The organism is Burkholderia lata, from assembly GCF_902499335.1.
Lineage (GTDB): Bacteria > Pseudomonadota > Gammaproteobacteria > Burkholderiales > Burkholderiaceae > Burkholderia > Burkholderia lata_B.
Genome location: NZ_CABVQK010000014.1, coordinates 178,414 through 204,635, shown reverse-complemented (window position 1 = coordinate 204,635; position 26,222 = coordinate 178,414). Strand labels below are relative to the sequence as shown.

Annotated in this window: 26 protein-coding genes; 12 read left to right on the top strand and 14 right to left on the bottom strand. The window is 67.7% G+C overall.

Going from position 1 to position 26,222, the window contains the following annotated elements:
• Positions 1-215: 215 nt before the first annotated feature.
• Together BCO18175_RS30855 and BCO18175_RS30850 are read right to left on the bottom strand one after the other, a co-directional pair.
• Positions 216-881, bottom strand: coding sequence for a hypothetical protein (locus tag BCO18175_RS30855; RefSeq protein WP_174986489.1), 666 nt, complete (start codon positions 879-881; stop codon positions 216-218).
• A complete protein-coding gene (locus BCO18175_RS30850) occupies positions 878-2,284 on the bottom strand; it encodes a selenium-binding family protein (protein ID WP_174986487.1) in 1,407 nt (468 codons plus the stop codon). Before BCO18175_RS30850 ends, BCO18175_RS30855 begins: the two co-directional genes overlap by 4 nt.
• 576 nt (positions 2,285-2,860) lie before the next feature.
• Between BCO18175_RS30850 and msrA the strand changes: the two genes are divergently transcribed.
• Positions 2,861-3,421, top strand: a complete 561-nt coding sequence (msrA, locus tag BCO18175_RS30845) for a peptide-methionine (S)-S-oxide reductase MsrA (RefSeq protein WP_174986485.1) — start codon at positions 2,861-2,863, stop codon at positions 3,419-3,421.
• 33 nt (positions 3,422-3,454) lie between these two features.
• Here msrA and BCO18175_RS30840 read toward each other — a convergent pair whose 3' ends face one another.
• From BCO18175_RS30840 to pdxH, 3 genes are all read right to left on the bottom strand, one after another.
• Entirely contained in the window at positions 3,455-4,750 is a 1,296-nt protein-coding gene (locus BCO18175_RS30840) for a DUF72 domain-containing protein (protein WP_174986483.1), read from the bottom strand.
• A gap of 23 nt (positions 4,751-4,773) precedes the next feature.
• Positions 4,774-5,994, bottom strand: a complete 1,221-nt coding sequence (locus BCO18175_RS30835; RefSeq protein ID WP_174986482.1) for an SAM-dependent methyltransferase — start codon at positions 5,992-5,994, stop codon at positions 4,774-4,776.
• A gap of 121 nt (positions 5,995-6,115) precedes the next feature.
• Entirely contained in the window at positions 6,116-6,760 is a 645-nt protein-coding gene (gene pdxH, locus BCO18175_RS30830; protein WP_174918507.1) for a pyridoxamine 5'-phosphate oxidase, read from the bottom strand.
• A gap of 128 nt (positions 6,761-6,888) precedes the next feature.
• Between pdxH and BCO18175_RS30825 the strand changes: the two genes are divergently transcribed.
• Positions 6,889-7,746 (top strand): tRNA threonylcarbamoyladenosine dehydratase, encoded by an 858-nt coding sequence (locus tag BCO18175_RS30825; RefSeq protein ID WP_039368313.1) that lies wholly within the window; start codon positions 6,889-6,891, stop codon positions 7,744-7,746.
• 116 nt (positions 7,747-7,862) lie between these two features.
• Here BCO18175_RS30825 and trxA read toward each other — a convergent pair whose 3' ends face one another.
• Together trxA and BCO18175_RS30815 are read right to left on the bottom strand one after the other, a co-directional pair.
• Positions 7,863-8,711: a thioredoxin gene (gene trxA / locus BCO18175_RS30820; RefSeq protein ID WP_174986480.1), complete on the bottom strand. Its 849-nt coding sequence runs from the start codon at positions 8,709-8,711 to the stop codon at positions 7,863-7,865.
• A gap of 52 nt (positions 8,712-8,763) precedes the next feature.
• Positions 8,764-9,645 (bottom strand): pirin family protein, encoded by an 882-nt coding sequence (locus BCO18175_RS30815; RefSeq protein ID WP_174986479.1) that lies wholly within the window; start codon positions 9,643-9,645, stop codon positions 8,764-8,766.
• A gap of 259 nt (positions 9,646-9,904) precedes the next feature.
• Between BCO18175_RS30815 and BCO18175_RS30810 the strand changes: the two genes are divergently transcribed.
• Entirely contained in the window at positions 9,905-10,783 is an 879-nt protein-coding gene (locus BCO18175_RS30810) for an EamA family transporter (RefSeq protein ID WP_174986536.1), read from the top strand.
• 54 nt (positions 10,784-10,837) lie between these two features.
• On the opposite strand, the gene BCO18175_RS30805 is transcribed toward BCO18175_RS30810, so the two are convergent.
• Together BCO18175_RS30805 and tsaE are read right to left on the bottom strand one after the other, a co-directional pair.
• A complete protein-coding gene (locus BCO18175_RS30805) occupies positions 10,838-12,370 on the bottom strand; it encodes an N-acetylmuramoyl-L-alanine amidase (RefSeq protein WP_174967637.1) in 1,533 nt (510 codons plus the stop codon).
• Complete coding sequence (tsaE, locus tag BCO18175_RS30800) at positions 12,352-12,906, bottom strand: tRNA (adenosine(37)-N6)-threonylcarbamoyltransferase complex ATPase subunit type 1 TsaE (RefSeq protein WP_174918511.1); 555 nt, start codon at positions 12,904-12,906, stop codon at positions 12,352-12,354. Before tsaE ends, BCO18175_RS30805 begins: the two co-directional genes overlap by 19 nt.
• A 17-nt stretch (positions 12,907-12,923) precedes the next feature.
• Between tsaE and queG the strand changes: the two genes are divergently transcribed.
• The 3 genes from queG to xerD all read left to right on the top strand — a co-directional run bounded on the left by queG (position 12,924) and on the right by xerD (position 15,641).
• On the top strand, positions 12,924-14,159 hold the full coding sequence (gene queG / locus BCO18175_RS30795; protein WP_174986477.1) for a tRNA epoxyqueuosine(34) reductase QueG: 1,236 nt from the start codon (positions 12,924-12,926) through the stop codon (positions 14,157-14,159).
• A gap of 64 nt (positions 14,160-14,223) precedes the next feature.
• The gene (locus BCO18175_RS30790; protein WP_174986475.1) at positions 14,224-14,691 is read left to right on the top strand and encodes a methylated-DNA--[protein]-cysteine S-methyltransferase; all 468 of its coding nucleotides are present in this window, start codon (positions 14,224-14,226) and stop codon (positions 14,689-14,691) included.
• A complete protein-coding gene (xerD, locus tag BCO18175_RS30785) occupies positions 14,691-15,641 on the top strand; it encodes a site-specific tyrosine recombinase XerD (protein ID WP_174986473.1) in 951 nt (316 codons plus the stop codon). Before BCO18175_RS30790 ends, xerD begins: the two co-directional genes overlap by 1 nt.
• 48 nt (positions 15,642-15,689) lie before the next feature.
• Here the strand turns inward: xerD and BCO18175_RS30780 are convergent, their stop codons facing one another.
• Entirely contained in the window at positions 15,690-17,252 is a 1,563-nt protein-coding gene (locus BCO18175_RS30780; protein ID WP_174986471.1) for a class I adenylate-forming enzyme family protein, read from the bottom strand.
• A gap of 246 nt (positions 17,253-17,498) precedes the next feature.
• Here BCO18175_RS30780 and ybaK point away from each other — a divergent pair, with 246 nt between their 5' ends.
• Complete coding sequence (gene ybaK, locus BCO18175_RS30775) at positions 17,499-17,990, top strand: Cys-tRNA(Pro) deacylase (RefSeq protein ID WP_027789278.1); 492 nt, start codon at positions 17,499-17,501, stop codon at positions 17,988-17,990.
• 108 nt (positions 17,991-18,098) lie between these two features.
• Positions 18,099-18,737, top strand: coding sequence for a glycerol-3-phosphate 1-O-acyltransferase PlsY (gene plsY / locus BCO18175_RS30770; protein WP_174986469.1), 639 nt, complete (start codon positions 18,099-18,101; stop codon positions 18,735-18,737).
• 79 nt (positions 18,738-18,816) lie between these two features.
• Here the strand turns inward: plsY and BCO18175_RS30765 are convergent, their stop codons facing one another.
• Positions 18,817-19,302, bottom strand: coding sequence for a YajQ family cyclic di-GMP-binding protein (locus tag BCO18175_RS30765; protein ID WP_043190069.1), 486 nt, complete (start codon positions 19,300-19,302; stop codon positions 18,817-18,819).
• A gap of 137 nt (positions 19,303-19,439) precedes the next feature.
• Here BCO18175_RS30765 and murB point away from each other — a divergent pair, with 137 nt between their 5' ends.
• On the top strand, positions 19,440-20,489 hold the full coding sequence (gene murB, locus BCO18175_RS30760) for a UDP-N-acetylmuramate dehydrogenase (protein WP_174986468.1): 1,050 nt from the start codon (positions 19,440-19,442) through the stop codon (positions 20,487-20,489).
• A gap of 91 nt (positions 20,490-20,580) precedes the next feature.
• On the opposite strand, the gene argF is transcribed toward murB, so the two are convergent.
• Entirely contained in the window at positions 20,581-21,510 is a 930-nt protein-coding gene (gene argF / locus BCO18175_RS30755; RefSeq protein WP_043190066.1) for an ornithine carbamoyltransferase, read from the bottom strand.
• Positions 21,511-21,923: 413 nt separating this feature from the next.
• Here argF and BCO18175_RS30750 point away from each other — a divergent pair, with 413 nt between their 5' ends.
• Entirely contained in the window at positions 21,924-22,244 is a 321-nt protein-coding gene (locus BCO18175_RS30750) for a DUF3579 domain-containing protein (protein WP_089426173.1), read from the top strand.
• 154 nt (positions 22,245-22,398) lie between these two features.
• On the opposite strand, the gene rpsT is transcribed toward BCO18175_RS30750, so the two are convergent.
• Entirely contained in the window at positions 22,399-22,671 is a 273-nt protein-coding gene (gene rpsT, locus BCO18175_RS30745; protein WP_039368270.1) for a 30S ribosomal protein S20, read from the bottom strand.
• Positions 22,672-22,975: 304 nt separating this feature from the next.
• On the opposite strand from rpsT, the gene murJ reads away from it, so the two are divergent.
• Positions 22,976-24,526, top strand: a complete 1,551-nt coding sequence (murJ, locus tag BCO18175_RS30740) for a murein biosynthesis integral membrane protein MurJ (protein ID WP_174917556.1) — start codon at positions 22,976-22,978, stop codon at positions 24,524-24,526.
• An 8-nt stretch (positions 24,527-24,534) separates the two neighbouring features.
• Positions 24,535-25,377, top strand: a complete 843-nt coding sequence (locus BCO18175_RS30735; RefSeq protein ID WP_174986466.1) for a SirB1 family protein — start codon at positions 24,535-24,537, stop codon at positions 25,375-25,377.
• Between the two features lie 64 nt (positions 25,378-25,441).
• Here the strand turns inward: BCO18175_RS30735 and BCO18175_RS30730 are convergent, their stop codons facing one another.
• Positions 25,442-26,200, bottom strand: a complete 759-nt coding sequence (locus BCO18175_RS30730; RefSeq protein ID WP_174986464.1) for an SDR family NAD(P)-dependent oxidoreductase — start codon at positions 26,198-26,200, stop codon at positions 25,442-25,444.
• Between the last annotated feature and the right edge of the window lie 22 nt (positions 26,201-26,222).

Sequence of the window (26,222 nt, the reverse complement as noted above, 5' to 3'; positions counted from 1 at the left end):
TGGAGAAGGGGTGCGCATGGCCCGATTTTAGCGGAATCGGGGCTGCCGGGCCCGGCCATGCGGCGTATTGCGGGGGCAGGGTGACGCAGCGAACACTCCGGTGCGCTGCCGGGTGCGCTGTTGCACGCATGCCGGCACAGTCGTTCTGTTGCGCTTTTTGCGGTACGGCCGCGTTGCCCGGCGGCGCCGCATCACACCTGCCTTCGATTCCGGCGCTATCGCGCCGCCGCCAGTCCGAGCGACAACGCGCCCGTCACGATCAGGCTCGACGCCCACACCGCGTCGAGATTGAACCAGCTCCGCGATACGAACTTCAGCCCGAGATAGCGGTACACGAGCCACGCGAGCCCCCCGCCGGCGCCGATCATCGCGATGGCATGCACGGCCGCGACGACGAGCGCCATCCCGAGATGGGTATCGACGAGCGTGGCCGCCGCACGATGGCCGACATCCTGGTCGAGCCCGCACAGCCCGAGGTAGATCGGCACCAGCATCAGCCCCGCGCCATGCGCGATCGCGACCGCGAACGACCAAAGGCCGAGCCGCGCAGGCGGGATCCGCGCGAGCGCTCGCGGATGCCGGCGCCGGATCAGCAGCACGGCGCCGAAGCCGATCACGAGCGCGCTCGCGCCGATCCGGATCGCCGTTTGCCATGCGAGCAACGCGGCGAGCAGCCCGAACGGCAGCATCACCGCGAAGACTGCGAGCGCATGGCCGAGCGCGAGATAGCCGAGCGCCGCGACGAGCGCGCCGCCGCGGCGCGTCATCAGCGCGTTCGATACCGCGAGCGGCCAGCCCATCGCGGGATTGAGCCCGTGATACACCCCGCTCGCGAGCACGGCCGCCCACAGCGCGAACTGGGCGTGAAGGCTGGCGTTCAACGCTTGACCGACGGATAGCAGAACGAGTCGGTCGAGCAGTCGCCGCCTTCGAGCCGGATCTGGTGCGCGCGATAGCCGTCGGGGAACTCGACCCAGTAATCGTCGGCGAGCGTCAGCCCGCCTTCCGGCCCCACATGCGCGAGCACCTGCGCGCCCGGCACGCCGCCCGGATAGAACTGGTCGTCCCACGTCGAATACAGCGAGTTGGTCCAGTACACGCGCTTCCCGTCGCGGCTGATCTCGACCATCTGCGGGCCGCCTGCGAACGTGCGGCCGTTCGAGTGCGGCGCACGCCGCGCGATGCCGCCGATCCGGACCGACCCCGCGAGCACCGGGTTGTGCGGATCCGACACGTCGTACTGGCGCATCTCGCCGGTGCCCCAGCACGACACGTAGAGGAAGCGGTCGTCGAGCGACAGGTCGATGTCGGTCACGAGCGGCGGCACCGCGCCGAACGATTTCAGCAGCGGCGGCAGTTCGTCGGCCGAGGCCGGCTCGGCCGGAATCGTCGCGGTCTTCTTCACATGGAACTTGCCGCCTTCGCGCCACCAGGTCCAGATCGAGCCTTCGAGATTCGTCGTGTCGACCACGACGCCGACGAATCCGTATTCGCGCGCCGGGTCATGCGCGGGCCGCACCTCGAGCGCCATCTGGTGTTGCGCGCCGAGATCGATCGTCTGCACGTTGCGCCGTGCGCGCAGGTCCCAGAAATGCAGGCTGTGACCGTATTTGTTCGCGAGCAGGTCCTCGGGCACGATCCCGTTCTCGAATTGCGGCGGCAGCGCCCACTCGCTCGACACCATGTAGTCGCGCGGCAGGTTCCACCAGAAGTCGTAGTGTTTGTCCTGCGGGCCGCGATCGATCTCCCAGCGGCCGAGCACGTCGAAGGTTTCGCAATCCATGATGAAGATGCCGGGCGCGCCGTCGGTGCCGTCCTTGCCCGCGCCGCCGAGCGTGCTCACGTAGATGCCCTCGGGCCCGCAGTGAACGGTGTGCGGCCGCGAATAGCCGGTCTTCGAGAAGATTTCGTCGGGCTCGATGATCTTGTGGATGCGCGCCTGCGTCGGATGCGGCTTCGTGTCGATCACGTAGATGCGCGACGAGCGCAGGCCCGGGATGATCAGGAAGCGGCGCTCGAGGAACGCATGGCCGGTGAGCGGCGACAGCGACGACGAACAGGCATTCCAGCCGAAGTGGTGAAACTCGTCGCCGGTGTTCGGCATCGTGACCGTATGCACGATCTTTCCGTAGGTCGACGAGCCGGGCTTCACGTCGATCACGGCGAGCGCGTCGGGTCTGGAAAAATCGGGGCTCAGCAACAACGTATAGGCAAACTCTTCCGGCGGCGCCTGCATTGCAAGCTCCGGCGAAGCGTGAAACGTCGGGTCAGGCCGCATGCTCATGGTGATGCCCTCTCGATGGTGTCGAATCGTGGACGCCCGGCCGTTCGTTGCGGGCGGGTCGGGGTTGCCGCGCGGCGCGCATCACGCCGGCGGGAGCGATCGTCAGGCGGGCGCACGCGTCGGCGCGCGTGCGGCGCCGTGCATCAGATCGTGAAAGCGGATAAAGGCGATGTGCCGGATCGCCGCACGCGGGGCGGGACGGATGCACGGCAAGGGGGTGGTGCGGTCGAAGCAGCGGCCCGCGAAGCAGCGGCGGCCGGGCGGGTAAGGCGGGCGATGTCTGTTAAGGCATGCATTGCGATGTTCCGGCAGATGATGTTTGCATCAGGGTCGGGCATGCATCGGGTGCTTTGCACGAGGCAGCGGGTTTGCCGCCGCGCTCGCGCGTGCCTAAGTGTAGACGAGAAAACGGACGGCCGGTCGTGCGCGGCACCTGTGGAATCTGCCAGGTTTGCGCGCGAGTGAGATACTTGCCGAAGTGCCGTTGCGACCCGTAATCGAGTGCACAGCGGCGTGACGGAACGGTGGCGCCGGCGCATGCGTGCCGGCTGCCGACATCAACGAGGGACTGATTTCATGGGGAACGAGATGCTTGAAACCGCGACATTGGGAGGCGGGTGTTTCTGGTGCACGGAGGCCGTGTTTCTCGACGTCGACGGCGTGACCGCCGTCCAGTCGGGCTACGCGGGCGGCCATGCGCGCAATCCCGGCTATCGCGACATCTGCGAAGGCGACACGGGCCATGCGGAAGTCGTCAACGTGACGTTCGATCCGGCGCGCATCGGCTATCGCGAGATTCTCGAGATCTTCTTCGCGACGCACGATCCGACCCAGTTGAACCGGCAGGGTAACGACACCGGCACGCAGTACCGGTCGGTCGTGTTCACGCATTCGGACGCGCAACGCGACACGGCACTCGACGTGATCCGCGAGCTGGAGCGCGAGCAGGTGTTCGGGCAGCCGATCGTCACGCAGGTCGTGCCGCTCGACGGCAACTACTGGCCGGCCGAGGATTATCACCAGAACTACTACGCGCGTAACCCGGGGCAGGGCTACTGCTCGGTCGTGATCGGGCCGAAGCTCGCGAAATTCCGGCAGAAGTTCTCGCACCGGCTGAAGTCGCTGCGCGGCGCGTAAGCGCGGCCGGCGCAGGCCGATATCAAGTGGCTATCAAGCCGCCTCGTTGCGCCACTGTGCGCACGCGGCGGCGATCGCGCGCGCGAGCGCGATGCACGACAGCGGCGCCGAGCCTTCCGCCTTGTTGTTGATCGTGATGATCACCGGCTGCCCGGCCAGTGCATAGCGCGCGGCCAGCTCGGCGAGCGCCGAGCGCGTGGCCGGATCCTCGTCGACGAGCTTGTCGAACGGCTCGTATTTCGCCTTCGCCTGTTCGTACTTGAAACCGCCGTGCAGGCTCCAGCGCACGATCAGCGGGCCCGGCGTGTCACCGTCGAGCAGCGCGAGCGCGGCCGCCTGGCGCAGCGGGTCGGGCATCCGCGCGTGCAGGCCGACGCAGTAGCGCACGCCGAGTGCGGCGAGCGCGCGGATGAAACGCGGCGTGAGCAGGCTCGCGTCGCGAATCTCGATTGCATAGCGGGTGCCGTCGGCTTCCGGCGGCAGCGGCGGCAGCGCCGCGAAGAACGCAGCCAGCCGGTCGATCAGGTCGGCCGGCTGGGCGAGCAACTGGTCGGGCAGCGGCGAGAACTGGAACACGAGCACGCCGGCTTTCCGGCCGAGCCCTTCGAGGCAAGGCTGCACGAATTCGCGGGTGGCGAGCTGCGCGTCGAGGAAGGTCGGGTTCGGCCCCGACGGTTCGCCGCGCCGGCCGCGGATGACCGCGTCGGTCACGGAGGCCGGCGCCTTCACGACGAAGCGGAAATCGTCGGGCACCTGCTGCGCGTAGCGCAGGTAGTCGGCCACCGACAGCGGGCCGTAGAACGACCGGTCGAGGCTCACGCTCTTCAGCAGCGGATGCGCGCCATACGCTTCGAGCCCTTCGCGCGACAGCTTGGTTTGCGCGAAATCGCCGTCATAGACGATGCCGTTCCAGCCGGGGAAGTACCACGACGACGTGCCGAGCCGGACATTCGGCGGCAGGCCGGCCGCTGCATCGGCCACATCAGGCGCGATCGGCGCGGGCAGCACGCCGCGCCGGCGCCGGCCCTTCTTCGGCGGCGCGGCGGGCGGGGATGGTTCGTCCCACAGCAGGCCGGAAGCGGCGGGCGGTGCTTCGTCTGAAGAACGGGCGCTGGTGCGGGTGCGCGGTGCCGGCTGCGCGTCGTCAGACGCGTCCGGTTTCACATGTTCGTCGATGTCGGCAGGCGGGCCGGCGTTCTCGGGCGACGCGCGTGCAGCATCGGCCGGCACGCCGAACAGGTCGAATTGCCCGTCGGCGTGCGGCGCGTTGGCGTCGTCGTGCTGCTGTCGTTCCGGCGGCGCCTTGCGCCGCGTCCTGCCGTCACCCATGCATGCCCAGCGTGAAGCGCTGCCTAGCGCGGCAGCGCGTGTTCGTACATATAGCGCCGCGACCACGGCAGCGTCTTCGCGCTCTGCCCGGCCTTGCGGCACACGATCTGGAAGATCGACACGTCGTCGTGCTCGAACGCATATGCGCAACCGGCGAGATACACGCGCCAGATGCGGAATATTTCGTCGTCGACGAGTTGTCGCGCGGCTTCTGCCTTCGCCTCGAAGTTTTCCGTCCAGATGTCGAGCGTGCGCGCATAGTGCCGCCGCAGGCTTTCGACGTCAATCGCTTCCAGCCCGCCGCGCTGCGCGGCTTCCAGCGCGAGGCTGATGTGCGGCAGCTCGCCGTCCGGGAACACGTAGCGGTCGATGAACTCGCCGCCGCCGAGCGCCGTCTCGCCGCTTTCCGCGTCGGTCGACGTGATCCCGTGGTTCATCGCGATGCCGTCGTCGGCGAGCAGTTCACGGACCCGCGAGAAATAGAGCGGCAGGTTCTTGCGCCCGACGTGCTCGAACATCCCGACGCTCGTAATGCGGTCGAACTGGCCGTCGATCTCGCGGTAGTCCTGCAGCCGGATCTCGATTTTATCTTCCAGCCCGGCGGCCTTCACGCGCGCGGTCGCGAGGTCGAACTGGTTCTGCGACAGCGTGACGCCGAGGCACTGCGCGCCGAACTTCTGCGCGGCGCGCAGCACGAGCGCCCCCCAGCCGCAGCCGATGTCGAGCAGGCGCTGGCCGGGCTGAAGCTGGATCTTGGTGAGGATGTGGTCGATCTTCTTGACCTGCGCGGTGGCGAGATCCTCGTCGCCGTTCTCGAAGTACGCGCATGAGTACACCATGTTCTCGTCGAGCCACAGCTGGTAGAACTCGTTCGAGACATCGTAGTGATACTGGATCGCCTTCTTGTCGGTCGTCTTCGAGTGACTGAAGTAGCGCTTCACGCGCGCGAGCTTGCTCGCGCTCGTCACCGTGCTGCGCGCGAGCGAGTAGCCGATGTTGATGATGTCCGACAGCTTGCCTTCGATGTCGATCTTGCCCTTCACGTACGCCTCGCCGAGATTGTCGAGGCTCGGTTCGAGCAACAGCGGCAACGCCGACGCGCTGTTCACCTTCAGCGTGACCTGCGGCGCGCTGAAGGTGCCGAAATCGAGTTGATCGCCGTTCCACAGCACGAGGCGCGCCGGTATGTTCGCTTTCGCCCGTACTTCGTCCGCCCACTGTGCCAGCTTCTTTTCCCAGAACATATGGATTCTCCGTTTGTTCGTTGAATCGAATACAGCCAAGTATCTTGACCGGCGCCCGTCGCTTGCGAGGCGGGCGCCCGGATGCAACACGAGACACGACCGGCATGCGCCGGCGCCGCGCTTACGGCGACAGGCGCGAGATCGACCAGCCCGGCGACGTCGCGGCGTCGCGCGTATAGAGCAGGCGGTCGTGCAGCCGCGACGGGCGGCCCTGCCAGAACTCGATCGAGTCGGGCACGAGGCGGTAGCCGCCCCAGTGTGGCGGGCGCGGCGGGTTGTCGCCGTAGCGTTCGCTGACGGCCTTTTCCTGCGCTTCGAGCGTCGCGCGGCTGTCGATCACCGCGCTCTGCTCGGACGCCCAGGCGCCGATGCGCGAGCCGAGCGGGCGCGACGCGAAATAGCGGTCGCTTTCCTCGGCGGTGGTTTTCTCGATCCGGCCTTCGATGCGCACCTGGCGCTCGAGTTCGATCCAGTAGAACAGCAGCGCGGCCTGCGGGTGCGCGGCGAGATCGCGCCCCTTGCGGCTCTCGTAATTGGTAAAGAAGACGAACCCGCGTTCGTCGACGCCCTTGATGAGCACGATGCGTGCCGACGGCCGGCCGTCGTCGCCGACGGTCGCGAGCGTCATCGTGTTCGGCTCGGGCAGCTTGGCGGCGAGCGCCTCCTTGAACCAGCGTTCGAACTGGGCGAAGGGGTCGTGGGCGACGTCGGCTTCGTCGAGCGAAGCACGTGAGTAATTGATGCGGAGATCGGCGAGAGTCGTCATGTTATGCAAACGCTTCAATCTGGAACCATTGTAGCCAACGCGCGAGAAACGTGCGTGTACAGTGGCGCGTGCGAGCGGGGAGTTCAGGCAAAATAGAGGGCTGCTCGACTTACGTTTTCCTTGCCGCCATGTCCGTCGCCGACGCTGCCCCGCCCAGTTCCTCTGATCTTACCCCGACCCCGGAAATCCAGCTTGACGTGGATCGAGCGCGGCGTTTCGGCGGCGTCGCGCGGCTGTACGGCGCGCCGGCGGCCGCCGCGTTCGAGCGCGCACACGTCGCGGTGATCGGGATCGGTGGCGTCGGGTCGTGGGTGGCCGAGGCGCTCGCGCGCAACGCGGTCGGCACGCTGACGCTGATCGATCTCGACAACGTCGCGGAAAGCAATACGAACCGGCAGATCCACGCGCTCGACGGCAATTACGGCAAGCCGAAGGTCGACGCGATGGCCGAGCGGATCGCGCTGATCGATCCCGCGTGCCGCGTGAACCGGATCGAGGATTTCGTCGAGCCCGACAACTTCGATGCGCTGCTCGGCGGCGGCTTCGACTATGTGATCGACGCGATCGACAGCGTGCGCACGAAGGTCGCGCTGATCGCGTGGTGCGTCGCGAAGCGCCAGCCGCTCGTCGTGGTCGGCGGCGCGGGCGGCCAGCTCGACCCGACGCGCATCCGGATCGACGATCTCGCGCTGACGATCCAGGATCCGCTGCTGTCGAAGGTGCGCGCGCAGTTGCGCAAGCAGCACGGCTTTCCGCGCGGGCCGAAGGCGCGCTTCAAGGTCAGCGCCGTGTATTCCGACGAGCCGCTGATCTATCCGGAAGCGGCCGCCTGCGACCTCGAGGACGGCGCCGAGCCGTCCGCGGCCGCGCACGTCGCGGGGCTCAACTGTGCGGGATTCGGTTCGAGCGTGTGCGTGACCGCGAGCTTCGGCTTCGCGGCCGCCGCGCATGCGCTGCGCGCGATCGCGGCGCAGGCCGCCGGCTGAGCCGTCGTGAATCGCGGTCGTTGAGGGAATGCTGCGGCGCGTGACGCGCGCCGTCGTAGGTCATGCGGGGCGATCCCGCGGCCGGGCCGTTGCGGCCCGGCGGGTCACACGTCAGTTCAGTTGAGCGCCATGCTCAGCTTGCGCCGCCATCCGGCGACGAGGTCCGGGTGATCGCCGGCCAGCTCGAATACCGAGATCATCGTGCGGCGGCCGAGATCGTCGCCGTACGCGCGATCGCGCGTGACGATTTCCAGCAACTGCTCCAGCGCCCCTTCATACGCCCGCCGCGCGATCAGGCTCTGCGCGAGATCGAAACGCGCGTCGAGATCGGCCGGGTTCGCCGCGATGCGCGCTTCGAGCGCATCGGTCGGCGGCAGGTCGGCCGTGGCTTCGAGTGCGTCGAAACGGGTCTTGATCGCCTGGTAGCGCGGATCGCCGTTCTGCACGGTTTGCGGCGACAGGCGTTCGGTCTCGGCGCGCGCGGCGTCGACCTGGTTGCTCGCGAGCAGCAGTTCGATCAAATCGAGGCGTGCGTCGTCGAAGCCGGGGTTCAGTGCGAGCGCCGACTCGAGGTGCGTGAGCGCGTCGTCGTAACGCTCCTCGGCGATCGCGTACTGCGCGGCACGCCGTTCGGCTTCCTCGGGCGCCGGCAGCAGCCGGTCGAGGAAGGCGCGCAGCTGGCCCTCGGGTAGCACACCGACGAACTGGTCGACCGGGCGCCCGTCGGCGAACGCGATCACGTGCGGGATGCTGCGCGTCTGGAAGTGCGCGGCGAGTTCCTGGTTCTCGTCGACGTTGACCTTCACGAGCTTCCAGCGGCCTTCGTAATCGCTTTCGAGCTTCTCCAGCAGCGGGCCGAGCGTCTTGCAGGGGCCGCACCACGGCGCCCAGAAGTCGACCAGCACGGGTGCGTCCAGCGACGCCTCGATGACGTCTTTCTCGAATGTGGCAAGCGTGGTGTCCATGTCGTTCTCTTTCGTTCGAATGTCGTCAGGATGGGGGCAGTGCGCCCCTTTTTCAACGCGGCTTCGACTCGGGCAGCGGAATCCACTCGGTCTCGCCCGGCACCTTGCCCATTTCCTGGCGCGTCCATGCTTCTTTCGCGCGCTCGATCGCTTCGCGGCTGCTGGCGACGAAATTCCATTCGATGAAGCGCTCGCCGTCGATCTTGTCGCCGCCGAGCAGCATCGCGCGTGCGCCGCTGGCGCTCGTCAGTGTGACTGTTGCACCGGGCGCGAGCACGGCCATCTGCTCGGCCGGCACCGGCGTGCCGTCGATCGCGAGCTCGCCGTCGACCACGTAGACCGCGCGCTCTTCGTGCGACGCGTCGAGTTCGAGACGGCCGCCGGCCGCGAATTCGGCCGCGACGTACAGCGTGCGCGAGAACGTCGTGACCGGCGAACTCAGCCCGAATGCATCGCCGGCGATCACCGTCAGCGACACGCCGTCCTCATTGCGCTTCGGCAGCGTGTCGGCCGCATGGTGTTCGAACGACGGCTCGGTCGTCTCGTGCGCGCGCGGCAGCGCGACCCAGGTCTGGATCCCGTGCACGGTGTGGCCGTGTTCGCGCTGCGCGTCGGGCGTGCGTTCGGAGTGGACGATTCCGCGGCCGGCCGTCATCCAGTTCACGTCGCCCGGCACGATCTCCTGCAGCGAGCCGAGGCTGTCGCGGTGCAGGATCGCGCCGTCGAACAGGTAGGTGACGGTGGCGAGGCCGATATGCGGATGCGGGCGCACGTCGAGCCCCGTGCCGGGCGGCAGCGTGGCGGGCCCCATGTGATCGAAGAAGATGAACGGGCCGACGAGGCGGGCGGCGAGCGCGGGCAGCGTGCGGCGCACCTGCAGGTTGCCGATGTCGCGCACGTGCGGCTTCAGCAGGGCTTTGATCGGAGCGGTCATGGCGGATCCTGTGGGGCTGCGGGGGATGCCGGTCATTGTACTGGCCGTCCGCCGCCGATTCCATTCACGCCGCGCGGGTATCGGGCCGGATGCCGAAACCCGGTAGACTGACCGGCTTCTCGAGAAAACGCCGGGCCGCCCCGGTTGTTCCGCCCCAAAGGCAGTCCCGTTCGGGGATGGCCACCTCGGGGTCCGGCGCGAGGCGACAGCGCTCGAGAGCACCTTGCATAATGATTCGACAATCGAGGAGACGCCGATGATGGCCCCGAAGGACTTGCTGCTCGCGCTGGTCGTGATTCTGGCGTGGGGCGTGAACTTCGTCGTGATCAAGGTCGGCCTGCACGGCATGCCGCCGATGCTGCTCGGCGCGCTGCGCTTCACGCTCGCGGCCGTGCCCGCGGTGTTCTTCGTGCGCCGGCCGCAGATTCCATGGCGCCTGCTGGTGCTGTACGGCGCGACGATCCAGCTCGGCCAGTTCGTGTTCCTGTTCACCGGCATGTACGTGGGCATGCCGGCCGGCCTCGCGTCGCTCGTGCTGCAGTCGCAGGCGTTCTTCACGCTCGTGTTTGCGATGCTGTTCCTCGGTGAGCGGCTGCGCACGCAGAACCTGCTCGGCCTCGCGATCGCCGCGGGCGGGCTCGTCGTGATCGCGGCGCAGGGCGGCCGCGCGATGACGCTCGCGGGTTTCCTGCTGACGATCTGCTCGGCTGCGATGTGGGCGTTCGGCAACATCGTCACGAAGAAAGTCGGCAAGGCGAATCTCGTATCGCTCGTCGTGTGGGCCAGCCTCGTGCCCCCCGTGCCGTTCTTCCTGCTGTCGCTTTGGTTCGAAGGGCCGCAGCGGATCGCGACCGCGCTCGCCGGGCTGAACGGCGCGTCGATCTTCGCGGTCGTCTATCTCGCGTTCGTCGCGACGCTGCTCGGCTACGGGCTGTGGAGCCGCCTGCTGTCGCGCTATCCGGCCGCGCAGGTCGCGCAGTTCTCGCTGCTGGTGCCGATCGTCGGCCTCGCGTCGTCGGCGCTGCTGCTCGACGAGCATCTGACGCGCCCGCAGGTGATCGGCGCGGCGCTCGTGATGGGCGGGCTCGCGGTGAACGTGTTCGGCGGGAAACTGATGCGCCGCTTCGCGGCATCGTGACGCGCCGGCACGCACTGCGTGCCGGCGGCGGGGCGGGGTGGCCGGGTACGGCCGTCAGGCCATCCGGCTCTTCGCGAGCGGCGGATTCGCGGCGAAATAGCGCTTGATGCCGCGGAAGATCGCGTCGGCCATCTGGTCGCGATAGCTGTCGTCGTTCAGGCGGCTCTCTTCTTCCGGGTTGCTGATGAACGCGGTCTCGACGAGGATCGACGGAATGTCGGGTGCCTTCAGCACCGCGAACCCGGCCTGTTCGACCGAGCCCTTGTGCAGCTTGTTGATACCGCCGACTTCCTTCAGCACGTAGTTGCCGTAGCGCAGCGAATCGCGGATCTGCGCGGTCGTCGACATGTCGAACAGCGCGCGGTTCACGGCCGCGTCCGCGGTCTTGATGTTGATGCCGCCGATCAGGTCGGACGAATTTTCCTTGTTCGCCATCCAGCGCGCCGCGGCGCTCGTCGCGCCGTGGTCGGACAGCGCGAACACCGACGAGCCGCGCGCGGACGGCGTCGTGAACGCGTCCGCGTGGATCGACACGAACAGGTCGGCGCCGACGCGGCGCGCCTTCTGCACGCGCACGTTCAGCGGCACGAAGAAGTCGGCGTCGCGCGTCATCATCGCGCGCATGTTCGGCGCGCCGTCGATCTTCGCGCGCAGCTTCTTCGCGATGTCGAGCGCGATGTGCTTCTCGTACGTGCCGCCGCCGCCGATCGCGCCCGGATCCTCGCCGCCATGGCCCGGATCGATTGCGACCGTCAGCAGGCGCACGGTGCTGCCCTTGCCGGATTTCGGCGCGGTGAACTTGTAGGTGTCGCCGTCGTCGTCGCTGTCGTCGCGGCGTGCGATGACGGGCGGCGGCTTGACGGCCGGCTTCGCGGGCGTCGAAGGCGTGCCGGCGGCGGGCGGCGTATGCGGCGTGGCAGGCGTGTTCTGTGCGAAGCGCTGGAAGAACGCGTCGCTGCTGTCGCCCCCGGCGGGCGGCGGCAGGGGCGTGCCCGGGCCGGCCAGCGCGGTCGGCGGCTGCATCTGCTGCGCGCGCGCGGTGTCGTTGAGCGCCTGCTCCTTGCGCTCCGTCTGTGCGATCAGGTCGGACAGCGGATCGGGTGCGACGGCCGGATACAGGTCGAACACGAGCCGGTACTTGTAGGTGCCGACCGGCGGCAGCGTGAACACCTGCGGCTTCACCGAGCCTTTCAGGTCGAACACCATCCGCACGACGTGCGGCTGATACTGGCCGACGCGCACCGACTGGATCTGCGGATCGTTCGGTGCGATCTTCGACACGAGGTCGCGCAGCGCCTGGTCGAGATCGAGGCCGGTCAGGTCGACCACGAGACGGTCGGGACCCTGCAGCAGCTGTTGGCTATTCTGCAGCGGCTGGTCGGATTCGATCGTGACGCGCGTGTAATCGCGTGCGGGCCACACGCGCACGCCGAGCACCGACGACGCGTGCGCGAGCCGCGGCGCGACGAGACCGAGCACCAGCGTCGACGCGCCCGCGCACAGGATCTGGCGGCGGCGCCAGTTGTGCGTCGCGGTGGCCGCCGATTCGATCGAGCGGAACGGTTTGATCAACATCTTTCGAGACATGCCTTTCCTGAAGCGCTGTACGCCCGGACGGTGAGGGCGCGGCCGTCGCCATCCACGTCGAGCGAGAAAACCAGATCGGGTACGCCGAGCAGCGTGCCCGCCTGTTGCGGCCATTCGACGAGGCAGATCGCGCTGGAATTGAAATATTCGCGAAAGCCTGCGTCGGACCATTCGGCCGGATCGTTGAAACGATACAGATCGAAGTGATAGACCTCGAGTTCCCCATCGTCGCGTTCGAGCGCATACGGCTCGACGAGCGTATAGGTCGGACTGCGCACGCGCCCCGTGTGGCCGAGGCCGCGCAGGATCGCGCGCACGAGGGACGTCTTGCCCGCGCCGAGATCGCCGACCAGCTGGATCTGCAGCCCGTCGAACGCATGCGCGCGGGCGAGCTCGGTGCGCGCCGCGTCGAGCGCGTGCGCGAAGCGGGTGCCGAAGGCCTCGGTCGCCGCTTCGTCGGCGAGCGCGATCACGCGCTCCGCGAGCAGGGCGGGCAGCATGGCGTCGTGAGGCGATTGGCTGGGCGTGGCTGGCATTCTCGTAAAATAGTGCGATGAACCGATTACCGGAACTCGCCGCATCCGACAGGCCTTCGACTCGTGCCGAAGGCGCGGCACCGTGCGCGCTCGACGATGCGGCGTTGACTGCGCTCGCCGCGCGCATCAGGGCGTGGGGGCGCGAATTGGGTTTCGGGGCGATCGGCATCAGCGATACCGATCTCTCGGATGCCGAAGCAGGCCTCGCCGCCTGGCTGGAAGCCGGATACCACGGCGAAATGGATTATATGGCGAAACATGGGATGAAACGCGCGCGTCCGGCCGAACTTGTGGCCGGTACGCGACGCGTGATCTCCGTGCGGCTCGCCTATCTGCCGGCCGAAACGCTTGCCCCCGACGCACCCGGCGGGGAGCCGGGCGCGCTCGCGCCGCACGACTGGCGCGCACGCGAACGCGCCCGGCTCGACGATCCGCAGGCGGCCGTCGTGTCGATCTACGCACGCGGCCGCGACTATCACAAGGTGCTGCGCAACCGGCTGCAGACGCTCGCCGAGCGCATCGAGCAGGAGATCGGCGCGTTCGGCTACCGCGTGTTCACCGATTCGGCGCCCGTGCTCGAGGTCGAGCTCGCGCAGAAGGCCGGTGTCGGCTGGCGCGGCAAGCACACGCTGCTGCTGCAGCGCGATGCGGGCTCGCTGTTCTTCCTCGGCGAGATCTACGTCGACGTTCCGCTGCCGACCGACGCGCAGACGTCCCCCGACACCGCGCCCGAGACGCCCGGCGCGCATTGCGGCAGCTGCACGCGCTGCATCGGCGCCTGCCCGACCGGCGCGATCGTCGAGCCGTACCGCGTCGACGCGCGCCGCTGCATCTCGTACCTGACGATCGAACTGAAAGGCAGCATCCCCGAGCCGCTGCGGCCGATGATCGGCAATCGCGTGTACGGCTGCGACGATTGCCAGCTCGTGTGCCCGTGGAACAAGTTCGCGCAGGCCGCGCCCGTCGCCGATTTCGATGTGCGGCACGGCCTCGACCGCGCGACGCTCGTCGAGCTGTTTGCATGGGATGCGGACGCGTTCGATACGCGGATGCAGGGCAGCGCGATCCGGCGCATCGGCTACGAAAGCTGGTTGCGCAATCTCGCGGTCGGGCTCGGCAATGCGCTGCGCGCGGACCCGGGCCGGCTCGCGCCGCAGGCGCGCGATGCGATCGTCGCCGCGTTGCGCGCGCGGGCCGACGATCCGTCGCCGGTGGTGCGCGAGCATGTCGAATGGGCGCTGCGTGCCGCGTGAAGGCGGCGTAAAGTGTCGTCGGCGCGCGGCCGTGCCGCGTGCATCCATCGGTCAGGAGAGGGCCATGTTCAATGCAGTCATCGACGCGCCGTTCGGCAAGGTCGGCATCCGCACGGATGCCGCGGTGGTGCGCGAGATCGTCTATCTGCCCGAATCGGTGAAGTCGGTCGATCCGAATTCGCCGCTCGCGAAGCGCGCGGTCGAGCAGATCGAACGTTATTTCGAGCGCGCGTCGGCGCGCTTCGACCTGCCGCTCGCCGAGGTCGGCAGCGCGTTCCAGCACCGCGTGTGGGACGTGATCAGCGATATCCCGCCCGGTACGGTGCTGACCTACGGCCAGGTCGCGAAGCGGATCGGCAGCGCGCCGCGCGCGGTCGGCCAGGCGTGCGGCGCGAACTACTTCCCGCTCGTGATCCCGTGCCATCGCGTCGTCGCGGCGGGTGGCCTCGGCGGCTTCGCGAACCATGACGACAACGGTTATTACCAGAAAGTGAAGCGCTGGCTGCTGGCGCACGAAGGCGTGCCGTACTGATGAGTGAATCGCTGATTTTCCCCGAAGCCGACGGCGATGCTGCCGCGGCGTCCCCCGCACTGCTGGCGAGTCGCGCATCGATCGACGTGTTTTGCGATGCGCTGTGGCTCGAGCACGGGCTCGCACGCAACACGCTCGACGCGTACCGGCGCGATCTGGTGCTGTTTTCCCAATGGCTGGCAGAGACGCACGACGCGCCGCTCGATGCGGTCGACGAAGCGATGGTGACGGGCTACATCGCCGCGCGCAGCGACGGCAAGGCGACGTCGTCGAACCGGCGGCTGTCCGTGTTCCGGCGCTATTACGGCTGGGCCGTGCGCGAGCATCGCGCGAGCGCCGACCCGACGCTGCGGATCCTGTCCGCGAAACAGGCCGCCCGGTTTCCGTCGACGTTGTCGGAGGCGCAGGTCGAGGCGCTGCTCGGCGCGCCCGACATCGGCACGCCGCTTGGCCTGCGCGATCGCACGATGCTCGAGCTGATGTATGCGAGCGGGTTGCGCGTGAGCGAACTCGTGATGCTGAAGACCGTCGAGGTCGGGCTCAACGAGGGCGTCGTGCGCGTGATGGGCAAGGGCTCGAAGGAGCGGCTCGTGCCGTTCGGCGAAGTCGCGCACGGGTGGATCGAGCGCTACCTGCGCGAGGCGCGGCCGGCGCTGCTCGGCGCGCGCGCGGCCGACGCGCTGTTCGTGACCGCACGCGGTGACGGGATGACGCGCCAGCAGTTCTGGAACATCATCAAGCGTCACGCGCAGCACGCGGACGTGCGTGCGCACCTGTCGCCGCATACGCTGCGGCACGCGTTCGCGACGCACCTGCTGAACCATGGCGCCGACCTGCGCGTCGTGCAGCTGTTGCTCGGTCACAGCGACATCTCGACCACGCAGATCTATACGCACGTTGCGCGCGAGCGGTTGAAGACGCTGCACGCGCAACACCATCCGCGCGGTTAGCGCATCCGGCGCGGCACGGGCCGTGTCACGTGCAACGGCCGGCCCGAGTCAGACCAGCTCGCGCAGCTTGTGCTTCAGCACCTTGCCCGTGGACGCGGCGGGTAGCGCGTCGAGTACACGGATGTGCGCGGGGCGTTTGTAAGGCGCGAGCCGCTCCCCGCACCATGCGTGCAGCGCCGCTTCGTCCGCCGTCGCGCCGGGCACCAGCTCGACGAACGCGAGCACTTCCTCGTTGCCTTCGACCGCGCGGCCGATGACGGCCGCCTGCACGACGTCCGGATGCGCGTTCAGCACCTGCTCGACGTCGACCGGATAGACGTTGAAGCCCGACCGGATGATCAGCTCCTTGCTGCGGCCCGCGATCGTCACCGCGCCGTCCACCTCCTGCCGCGCGAGATCGCCGGTGCTCAGCCAGCCGTCCGGCGACACGGCCGCACGCGTGGCGTCCGCATTGCGGTAGTAGCCGAGCATCACGTTCGGCCCACGCACGCGGATCTCGCCGACTTCGCCTGGTGCAACGTCGGTGCCGTCCGGCGCGACGATCCGCATCTCCACGCCGGGAATCGGCACGCCGACCGAGCTGTCGGTGCGCGGCGCGTCGAGCGGCGTCTGCGTGATCGTCGGGCTGCTTTCGGTCATCCCGTAGCCGTTGTGCAGCGGCACGCCGTACAGGCGCTCGACACGCGCCTTCAGGTTCGCGTCGAGCGGCGAGCCGCCCGAATACGCGAAGCGCAGGCGCGGCGCGCGCCACGCGTGGCCGTGCGTGTGCAGGTGTTCGAGCAGCTTCGCGTGCATCGCGGGCACGCCCTGGAAGATCGTGACGCCTTCGTCGGCAAGCGCGACGCGCACGGCTTCCGGCGAGAAGCGCGGCGCGAGCCGCAGCGTCGCGCCCGCGTACAGGCTGCCGAGGCAGACCGACGCGAGCCCGTACACGTGCGACACGGGCAGCACGGTGTAGACGACGTCGTCGGGCGACACGCGGCGCAACGTGCTCGACGTCGCCGCGATGAACAGCAGGTTGCGATGCGACAGCATCACGCCCTTCGGCGTGCCGGTCGTGCCGGTCGTGTAGATCAGCGCCGCGCATTGCGCGGCACCGTCGGCGGCGACCGGTTCACCCGGCGCGCTCGCGTCGACGCGATACGACCACGCGCCGATGTCGACCGGCAGCGCGCCGGCAGGCGTCGCGCCGTGCCGCTCGGCATGCGTGCGTGCGTCGGGCGATGCGTCGGTGGTGAACGCGATCAGCTTCGGCCGCGCGTGCGCGGCGATCGCGTCGAGCTCGCTGGCGGACAACCGCGCGTTCGACACGAGCGCCCACGCGTCGAGGCGGGCGACCGCGAACAGCAGCACGATCTGCGCGACGCAGTTTTCGGCGACGATCATCACGCGGTCGCCGCCTTGCACGCCGAGGTTGGCGAGCAGCGCGGCGGCCGCATCGACGGCCTGCGACAGGTCGCCGTACGACAGGCGGCGCGCGTCCTCGATCAGCGCCGGATGGGCCGGCGCCTGCGCGGCCCAGCGTGCGGGCACGTCGGCGATGCGGCGAGGCAGCGCCGTGAGCAGTGCATCGACGTCGAGCGGCTCGGACGAGCGGGAGGGCGAGGTCATGGCGTCTCCAGAAATGGGGCCGGGCGTCGGCCGACGAGGTTTGCGAACGATCGTGCCATGGCGGCGTGCGCGCCACAATCGGCCATTCGGGCAATAGCGCTTCGCGATGTCCGCAATGATGATGGACGGAATCGTTGCGGCGACGCAGCAGGCCGCCCGGCGAAAAACGGGCCGCGAGTATACCGCCGGTGCGAACGCGACGGCGCCATTGCGCGCCCGACGGTCGTTCACCATTAAAATGCCGTCATGAGCAAATCCAGGCATGTGTCCGAAACCCCTGCAACCCAATTGCTGCGCCGCCACGGCGTTGCGTTCGGCGAGCACCCGTACGACTACGTCGAGCACGGCGGCACCGGCGAATCGGCGCGCCAGCTCGGCGTCGACGAGCACAGCGTCGTGAAGACGCTCGTGATGGAAGATGAACACGCGAAGCCGCTGATCGTGCTGATGCACGGCGACCGCACCGTATCGACGAAGAACCTCGCGCGGCAGATCGGCGCGAAGCGCGTCGAGCCGTGCAAGCCCGAGGTCGCGAACCGCCATTCCGGCTATCTCGTCGGCGGCACGTCGCCGTTCGGCACGCGCAAGACGATGCCCGTCTACGTCGAGGCGACGATCCTCGAATTGCCGACGATCTACCTGAACGGCGGCCGTCGCGGCTACCTCGTCAGCCTCGCGCCGGCCGTGCTCACGTCGCTGCTCGGCGCGCAGCCTGTACAGTGCGCCAGTGTTGACTGAGGGTTTCACCTTCGTGGCAGGCCGCGCGCGTTCGGTAGAATGGGCGCCGTTTCGGCTTGCCCCGCGCAGCCGTCCCTTTACCGATACGTTGAAAGAAGAGTCCTCCGCATGCAGATCCTGCTCGCCGCCCTCGTTGCCTACCTGATCGGTTCGGTGTCGTTCGCCGTCGTCGTCAGTGGCGCGATGGGCCTGGCCGACCCGCGTTCGTACGGGTCGAAGAATCCCGGCGCGACCAACGTGCTGCGCAGCGGCAACAAGAAGGCCGCGATCCTGACGCTCGTCGGCGATGCGTTCAAGGGCTGGCTCGCCGTCTGGCTCGCCCGGCACTTCGGGCTGCCCGACGTCGCGGTCGCATGGGTCGCGATCGCCGTGTTCCTTGGCCACCTGTATCCGGTGTTCTTCCGCTTCCAGGGCGGCAAGGGCGTCGCGACCGCGGCCGGCGTGCTGCTCGCCGTGCACCCGGTGCTCGGGCTCGCGACCGCGCTGACCTGGCTGATCGTCGCATTTTTCTTCCGCTATTCGTCGCTCGCGGCGCTGGCGGCGGCCGTGTTCGCGCCGGTGTTCGACGTGTTTCTGTTCGGCACGAGCCACAATCCGGTCGCGTGGGCGGTGCTCGCGATGAGCGTGCTGCTCGTGTGGCGTCACCGCGGCAACATTTCGAAGCTGCTGGCGGGGCAGGAGAGCCGGATCGGCGACAAGAAGAAGGCGGCCGCGGACGGCGGCGCGCAGGACGGCGGGAAAGCCTGAGGAAGTGCGGCGCTTGCCGCATGCCGGGCGCGCCGCTGATGCGGGGCCCGGCAGGATGACGTGACGGATCGCCTGGCGATCAGTCGCGGAAGTTGTTGAAGTCGAGCGGCGTGTCGGTCACGTCCTTGCGCAGCATCGCGATCACGCTCTGCAGGTCGTCGCGCTTCGTGCCGTTCACGCGCACCGCGTCGCCCTGGATGCTCGCCTGCACCTTGATCTTGCTGTCCTTCACGAGGCGCACGATCTTCTTCGCGAGATCGCCGGTCACGCCTTTCTTCACGGTGACGATCTGCTTGACCTTGTCGCCGCCGATCTTCTCGACCTTGCCGTAGTCGAGGAAGCGCACGTCGACGTTGCGCTTGGCCAGCTTGCTGATCAGTACGTCCTTGACCTGGCCGAGCTTGAAATCGTCGTCGGCGAACAGCGTCAGCTCGCGTTCTTTCTGCTCGACGCGCGCGTCGGAGCCCTTGAAGTCGAAGCGCGTCGAAATTTCCTTGTTCGACTGCTCGATGGCGTTCTTCACTTCGATCATGTTCGCTTCGGAAACGACGTCGAACGATGGCATGGCATTCCTCCCTTGAGATGCGGGCACCCGGCTCGCGCGCGGGTACTCGCTATAATTGCGGACTGTTTGCCATTTTACCGATGCCCCTCCGTTTGCCCAAGGCCGGCCATGCGCCGCCCGGGCGGACGTGACCGCGAATGCCGATGCCTCCTGACGATTCCGCCCTGTCGCTGCTTCCCGACCATCCGCTCGCTGCGCACAACACGTTCGGCATCGCCGCGACCGCGCGCTTTGCCGCGCGCATCACGCATGCGTCGCAGTTCGAGGCGCTCCATCGCGACCCGCGCGTTGCGAACCTGCCGCAGCTCGTGCTCGGCGGCGGCAGCAACGTGGTGTTCACGCGCGATTTCGACGGCGTCGTGCTGCTCGACGAGATCGCGGGCCGCCGCGTCGTGCGCGAGGACGACGATGCGTGGTACGTCGAGGCCGGCGGCGGCGAGAACTGGCACGCATTCGTCGCATGGACGCTCGAGCACGGGATGCCGGGCCTCGAGAACCTCGCGCTGATCCCGGGCACGGTCGGCGCCGCGCCGATCCAGAACATCGGCGCATACGGCCTCGAGATGAAGGCGTATTTCGACTCGCTGGTTGCGGTCGAGCTGGCGACGGGGCGCAGCGAGCGCTTCGACGCCGCGCGCTGCGGGTTCGGCTACCGCGACAGCTTCTTCAAGCGGGAAGGGCGCGGCCGGTTCGCGATCGTGTCGGTGACGTTCCGGCTGCCGAAGCAATGGGCGCCGCGGCTCGGCTACGCGGACGTCACGCGCGAACTCGACGCCCGTGGTATCGCACCCGATGCGGCGACCGCGCGCGACGTGTTCGACGCGGTCGTCGCGATCCGCCGCGCGAAGCTGCCCGATCCGCTGGTTCTCGGCAACGCGGGCAGTTTCTTCAAGAATCCGGTGATCGATGCCGCGCAGTTCGAGGTGGTGCGCGCCCGCGCGCCCGAGGTCGTGTCGTATCCGCAGCCGGACGGGCAGGTCAAGCTCGCGGCCGGCTGGCTGATCGACCGCTGCGGCTGGAAGGGGCGCGCGCTGGGCGCGGCGGCCGTGCACGACCGCCAAGCGCTCGTGCTCGTCAATCGCGGCGGCGCGACGGGCGCCGACGTGCTCGCGCTGGCGCGGGCGATCCAGGCCGACGTGCACACGCAATTCGGCGTCGAGCTCGAGCCCGAACCGGTCTGCCTGTAACGCGGGCGCCGCGCCGCGTTTCTCGCGACCAAACAAAAAGCGCCGATCATCGATCGGCGCTTTTTTTCACGGGTTGCCGGATGCCGGCGCGTCAGTGCTTGAGGCGGCCGAGCAGCAGGAACTCCATCAGTGCCTTCTGCACGTGCAGGCGGTTTTCCGCTTCGTCCCACACGACGCTCTGCGGGCCGTCGATCACGCCGGCCGTCACTTCCTCACCGCGGTGCGCGGGCAGGCAGTGCATGAAGAGGGCGTCCGGGTTCGCGTGGCCCATCATTTCCTCGTCGACGCACCAGTCGGCGAACGCCTGCATGCGGGCTTCGTTCTCGGCCTCGAAGCCCATGCTCGTCCACACGTCGGTAGTGACGAGATCGGCGCCCTTGCAAGCTTCGTTCGGATCGTCGAACACCTCGTAGAACGGCGCGCTGTCGGGCGACACGAGCTTCATGTCGAGTGCGTAGCCGGGCGGCGTGGACAGGCGCAGCTTGAAGCCGAGGATTTGCGCGGCTTCGATCCACGTGTAGAGCATGTTGTTCGCATCGCCGACCCACGCGACGGTCTTGCCGGCGATCGGGCCGCGGTGCTCGTAGTACGTGAAGATGTCGGCGAGCACCTGGCACGGGTGGTACTCGTTCGTCAGGCCGTTGATCACCGGCACGCGGGAATTGTCCGCGAAGCGCTTGATGACCTCCTGCTCGAACGTGCGGATCATGATGATGTCGACCATCCGCGAGATGACTTGCGCGGAATCCTCTACCGGTTCGCCGCGGCCGAGCTGCGTGTCGCGCGTGCTCATGAAGACGGCGTGGCCGCCGAGCTGGAAGATCCCGGCCTCGAACGACAGGCGCGTGCGCGTCGAGCTCTTCTCGAAGATCATCGCGAGCGTGCGGTCGTGCAGCGGGTGATAGGTCTCGTAGTTCTTGAACTTGCGCTTCAGGATACCCGTGCGTTCGAGCACGTACTCGTAGTCTTCCAGCGAGAAATCCTTGAACTGCAGGTAGTGACGAATGGTTTTGGCGGTCATGAAGCGAGATACGGCGGGTTTCACCCGGCAGCAAGGCCGGACGGCGCCACCGTCGGGTGTGGATAACTCAAAGCAGCATAAAGGATTTTCTGTGCTTTGACGAGCCGCGGAGAGAAGCGGGGCACGATCGCCGAATGCGGCAGGCGGTGCAGGAGGAGGGCTGTCGGGACGGCGCGCGATGGCGCGCTGCGGTATAATTCGAAAGTTTTCTCCAGCCCGGCAGGCAAGCCTCCTCGCGCTCTGCCGGACACAAGCCGTGCGCTGCACAAATCCGGTGCAGTCTACCGGCGGCGCGCGTCGACGTCCCGTTTTCGGGATACCGGAATGCTTGTGCCGCCGTCCGTTTCAGCTTTGTGTTCGCGTATCCAGGCGCCGTTGCCTGGACATCGCCGGGCCGTCACTTGGGTAACCACATGGCTGAAACCCCTCCGACCGAATTCTTCATCCAGGGCATCACGAAAGACGGGAAAAAGTTTCGCCCGAGCGACTGGTCGGAACGTCTGGCCGGTGTGATGGCCTGCTTCGGGCCGGGGGCGAGCGGGCGGAACGCGCGTCTCCAGTATTCGCTCTACGTGCGTCCGACGATGCTCGGCGACCTGAAATGCGTGATCCTCGATTCCCGGCTGCGCGACGTCGAGCCGATGGCGTTCGATTTCGTGCTGAATTTCGCGAAGGACAACAACCTCGTCGTCACCGAGGCGTGCGAACTGCCGGACTACGACGCGAAGAAGTGATGCCGGCACGGGCGAGGGCGCTTACCGCGCCCGCCCTGGCAAATGTCGTCGGCCCGCTTGATGCGCCGGCGACAGGCAACAAAAAAGCCCGCCTAGGCGGGCTTTTTTGCGATCGCAGGAAACAGGAACGCCCGCGCGAGCGGGCGCACCGGATTTACGCTGCTGCCTGCAGACCCTTGACGGCTGCGGCCAGGCGGCTCTTGCTGCGAGCGGCCTTGTTCTTGTGAACGATCTTCTTGTCGGCGATCGTGTCGATCGTCTTGACGGCAGACTTGAACAGCTCTGCAGCCTTTGCCTGGTCGCCGGCGTCGACAGCCTTGCGAACAGCCTTGATCGCGGTACGGAATTTCGAGCGCAGCGCCGAGTTGTGCGAGTTTGCCTTCGCGGCCTGGCGGGCGCGCTTGCGTGCTTGTGCGGAGTTAGCCATGACGGTTCCTTATCCTGTCCTGTTTCCAGAGCTTGGAGCCTGACGGCCAAGCGCTGCTTTTCGATCCGTCCCCTGAGAACGATTGCCCAGGGGCGCATAAAAAAACGGTGATTTTAACCGAGGCCGGGACATGAAAACGGCAGTTGCCGTGCATGTACGAGCCCAGAAACCGGCGATTATAGCAACAAAATCAAGCGAGTGGCAAGTTCAACGTGACATCCGCCGAACTGGGCGCCGAAGGCGTGTGCGCTTTTCGGCATTGGCCGCTGGCTCGGCCACGCAACGTCCGTATAATAAGCGCCCCATGAATCTATTCCGAGCCCTGCTGACGGTCAGCGGCTTCACGCTGCTGTCGCGCGTGACCGGACTGGCCCGCGAGACGCTGATCGCCCGTGCGTTCGGCGCCAGTCAATACACTGACGCGTTCTACGTCGCCTTCCGCATCCCGAACCTGCTGCGCCGCCTGTCTGCCGAAGGCGCGTTCTCGCAGGCGTTCGTGCCGATCCTCGCCGAGTTCAAGAACCAGCAGGGGCACGACGCGACGAAGGCGCTCGTCGACGCGATGTCCACCGTGCTCGCGTGGGCGCTTGCCGTGCTGTCGGTCTTCGGGATCGTCGGCGCGTCGTGGGTCGTGTTCGCGGTCGCGTCCGGCCTGCACACCGACGGGCAGGCGTTCCCGCTCGCGGTCACGATGACGCGGATCATGTTCCCGTACATCGTGTTCATCTCGCTGACGACGCTCGCGTCCGGCGTGCTGAACACGTACAAGAGCTTCTCGCTGCCCGCGTTCGCGCCGGTGCTGCTCAACGTCGCGTTCATCGCCGCTGCCGTGTTCGTCGCGCCGCACCTGAAGGTGCCGGTGTTCGCGCTCGCGTGGGCGGTCATCGTCGGCGGCGTGCTGCAGTTCCTCGTGCAGCTGCCGGGCCTGAAGAAGATCGACATGGTGCCGCTGATCGGCCTCAACCCGCTGCGCGCGCTGCGCCACCCCGGCGTGAAGCGCGTGCTCGCGAAGATGGTGCCCGCGACGTTCGCGGTGTCGGTCGCGCAACTGTCGCTGATCATCAACACCAACATCGCGTCGCGGCTCGGGCAGGGTGCCGTGTCGTGGATCAACTACGCCGACCGCCTGATGGAATTTCCGACGGCGCTGCTCGGCGTCGCGCTCGGCACGATCCTGCTGCCGAGCCTGTCGAAGGCGCACGTCGATGCCGATTCACATGAGTATTCGGCGCTGCTCGACTGGGGGCTGCGCGTCACGTTCCTGCTTGCGGCACCGAGCGCGCTCGCGCTGTTCTTCTTCGCGACGCCGCTCACCGCGACTCTCTTCAATTACGGCAAGTTCGACGCGCATACCGTCACGATGGTCGCGCGCGCGCTCGCGACCTACGGGATCGGCCTGGTCGGCATCATCCTGATCAAGATTCTCGCGCCGGGCTTCTATGCGAAGCAGGACATCAAGACGCCCGTGAAGATCGCGATCGGCGTGCTGATCGTCACGCAGATCTCGAACTACGTGTTCGTGCCGCTGATCGGCCATGCGGGCCTGACGCTGAGCATCGGCGTCGGCGCGTGCCTGAACTCGCTGCTGCTGTTCATCGGGTTGCGCAAGCGCGGCATCTACCAGCCGTCGCCGGGCTGGCTGCGCTTCTTCGTGCAGCTGATCGGCGCGACGCTCGTGCTCGCGGGCCTGATGCACTGGCTGTCGATCAGCTTCGACTGGACCGGGATGCGTGCGCAGCCGCTCGATCGCATTGCGCTGATGGCTGCGTGCCTCGTGGTGTTCGCTGCACTATATTTCGGTATGTTGTGGGTGATGGGCTTCAAATACGCTTATTTCAGAAGGCGCGCCAAGTGACGACCGCAATGACCCGCGTCCTCGACTACTTCAGCACGCTCGTGGCAGACGACGACAGCCTGCCCGTCACGGAAGCGGCGCTGTCGCTGGCGCAGGACGCGTATCCCGACCTCGACCTGCAGGGCACGCTGGCCGAACTCGACATGCTGGCCGCGCGGCTGCGCCGGCGGCTCACGGACGATGCGGACCTGAAGGGCCGCGTCGCCGCACTGAACGACTTCTTCTTTCGCGAGCTCGGCTTCGCGTGCAATCACAACGATTACTACGACCCCGATAACAGCCACCTGAACGCCGTGCTGAAGCGGCGGCGCGGGATCCCGATCTCGCTGTCGGTGCTGTACCTGGAACTCGCCGAGCAGGTCGGCGTGCCGGCGCGCGGCGTGTCGTTCCCCGGCCATTTCCTGCTGCGCGTCACGCTGCCGGACGGCGACCTGATCATCGATCCGGCCAACGGCCATTCGCTGTCCGAAGCCGAGATGGTCGAGATGCTCGAGCCGTACGTCGCGCGTGCGGCCGGCGCGGTCGACAGCGCGTTGCGCGCGCTGCTGCAGCCGGCGACGAGCCGCGAGATCATCGCGCGGATGCTGCGCAACCTGAAGACGATCTATCTTCAGACGGAACGCTGGCAGCGGCTGCTCGCGGTACAGCAGCGGCTCGTGATCCTGCTGCCCGAGCACCTCGACGAAGTCCGCGACCGCGGTTTCGCGTACGCGCGGCTCGATTACCTGCGCCCCGCGCTCGAGGATCTCGAGCAGTATCTCGGCGAGCGGCCGGACGCGGACGACGCCACCGTCGTCGAGTCGCAGGTGACCGAATTGCGGCAGCGGATGCAGCGCGACGGCGAGGACTGAGCCGCCGCGCGCTGACGGAACCCTGAATGAAAAAACGCCCGCATTGCGGGCGTTTTTTTCGTGCTTATTTCGGCTGCATCCGGATCGCGCCGTCGAGGCGGATCACCTCGCCGTTGAGCATCGGATTCTCGACGATCTGGCGCACCAGCAGCGCGTACTCGGCCGGTTTGCCGAGCCGCGGCGGGAACGGCACCATCGCGCCGAGCGCGTCCTGCACGTCCTGTGGCATGCCGAGCAGCATCGGCGTCTCGAACAGGCCGGGTGCGATCGTCATCACGCGGATGCCGTTGCGCGACAGGTCGCGTGCGATCGGCAGCGTCATGCCCGCGACGCCGGCTTTCGACGCCGCGTACGCGGCCTGGCCGATCTGTCCGTCGAATGCGGCAACCGACGCGGTGCTGACGATCACGCCGCGCTCGCCGTCCGCGGTCGGCTCGGTGGCGGCCATCGCGGCGGCCGCGAGCCGGATCATGTTGAACGTGCCGACGAGGTTCACGTTGATCGTCTTCGCGAACACGTCGAGCGGATGCGCGCCGTCCTTGCCGACGGTCTTGGCGGCGGGCGCGATGCCCGCGCAGTTCACGAGGCCGCGCAGCGTGCCGGCGCGCGTCGCCGCGCTGACGGCTGCCTGCGCGTCGGCCTCGCTCGACACGTCGCAGTGCACGAAGATGCCGCCCAGCTCGGTCGCGAGCGCCGTGCCCGCCGCGTCGTTCAGGTCGGCGAGCACGACGGTGCCGCCTGCCTGCGCGAGCATCCGCGCCGTGCCGGCGCCGAGGCCCGATGCGCCGCCCGTGATCAGAAACACGTTGCCGCGAATGTCCATGACTGTCTCCTTTGTCGACCGC

Coding starts and splice junctions, on each gene's coding strand:
- BCO18175_RS30735 (WP_174986466.1), top strand. CDS start 24,535: ATGACCCGCGTCCTCGACTACTTCAGCACGCTCGTGGCAGACGACGAC.
- BCO18175_RS30780 (WP_174986471.1), bottom strand. CDS start 17,252: ATGACCTCGCCCTCCCGCTCGTCCGAGCCGCTCGACGTCGATGCACTG.
- xerD (WP_174986473.1), top strand. CDS start 14,691: ATGAGTGAATCGCTGATTTTCCCCGAAGCCGACGGCGATGCTGCCGCG.
- BCO18175_RS30805 (WP_174967637.1), bottom strand. CDS start 12,370: ATGTCTCGAAAGATGTTGATCAAACCGTTCCGCTCGATCGAATCGGCG.
- BCO18175_RS30835 (WP_174986482.1), bottom strand. CDS start 5,994: ATGTTCTGGGAAAAGAAGCTGGCACAGTGGGCGGACGAAGTACGGGCG.
- plsY (WP_174986469.1), top strand. CDS start 18,099: ATGCAGATCCTGCTCGCCGCCCTCGTTGCCTACCTGATCGGTTCGGTG.
- tsaE (WP_174918511.1), bottom strand. CDS start 12,906: ATGCCAGCCACGCCCAGCCAATCGCCTCACGACGCCATGCTGCCCGCC.
- BCO18175_RS30840 (WP_174986483.1), bottom strand. CDS start 4,750: ATGGGTGACGGCAGGACGCGGCGCAAGGCGCCGCCGGAACGACAGCAG.
- BCO18175_RS30790 (WP_174986475.1), top strand. CDS start 14,224: ATGTTCAATGCAGTCATCGACGCGCCGTTCGGCAAGGTCGGCATCCGC.
- murJ (WP_174917556.1), top strand. CDS start 22,976: ATGAATCTATTCCGAGCCCTGCTGACGGTCAGCGGCTTCACGCTGCTG.
- msrA (WP_174986485.1), top strand. CDS start 2,861: ATGGGGAACGAGATGCTTGAAACCGCGACATTGGGAGGCGGGTGTTTC.
- trxA (WP_174986480.1), bottom strand. CDS start 8,711: ATGGACACCACGCTTGCCACATTCGAGAAAGACGTCATCGAGGCGTCG.
- BCO18175_RS30850 (WP_174986487.1), bottom strand. CDS start 2,284: ATGAGCATGCGGCCTGACCCGACGTTTCACGCTTCGCCGGAGCTTGCA.
- pdxH (WP_174918507.1), bottom strand. CDS start 6,760: ATGACGACTCTCGCCGATCTCCGCATCAATTACTCACGTGCTTCGCTC.
- BCO18175_RS30750 (WP_089426173.1), top strand. CDS start 21,924: ATGGCTGAAACCCCTCCGACCGAATTCTTCATCCAGGGCATCACGAAA.
- BCO18175_RS30810 (WP_174986536.1), top strand. CDS start 9,905: ATGGCCCCGAAGGACTTGCTGCTCGCGCTGGTCGTGATTCTGGCGTGG.
- BCO18175_RS30825 (WP_039368313.1), top strand. CDS start 6,889: ATGTCCGTCGCCGACGCTGCCCCGCCCAGTTCCTCTGATCTTACCCCG.
- queG (WP_174986477.1), top strand. CDS start 12,924: ATGAACCGATTACCGGAACTCGCCGCATCCGACAGGCCTTCGACTCGT.
- ybaK (WP_027789278.1), top strand. CDS start 17,499: ATGAGCAAATCCAGGCATGTGTCCGAAACCCCTGCAACCCAATTGCTG.
- murB (WP_174986468.1), top strand. CDS start 19,440: ATGCCGATGCCTCCTGACGATTCCGCCCTGTCGCTGCTTCCCGACCAT.
- BCO18175_RS30765 (WP_043190069.1), bottom strand. CDS start 19,302: ATGCCATCGTTCGACGTCGTTTCCGAAGCGAACATGATCGAAGTGAAG.
- BCO18175_RS30815 (WP_174986479.1), bottom strand. CDS start 9,645: ATGACCGCTCCGATCAAAGCCCTGCTGAAGCCGCACGTGCGCGACATC.
- BCO18175_RS30730 (WP_174986464.1), bottom strand. CDS start 26,200: ATGGACATTCGCGGCAACGTGTTTCTGATCACGGGCGGCGCATCGGGC.
- argF (WP_043190066.1), bottom strand. CDS start 21,510: ATGACCGCCAAAACCATTCGTCACTACCTGCAGTTCAAGGATTTCTCG.
- rpsT (WP_039368270.1), bottom strand. CDS start 22,671: ATGGCTAACTCCGCACAAGCACGCAAGCGCGCCCGCCAGGCCGCGAAG.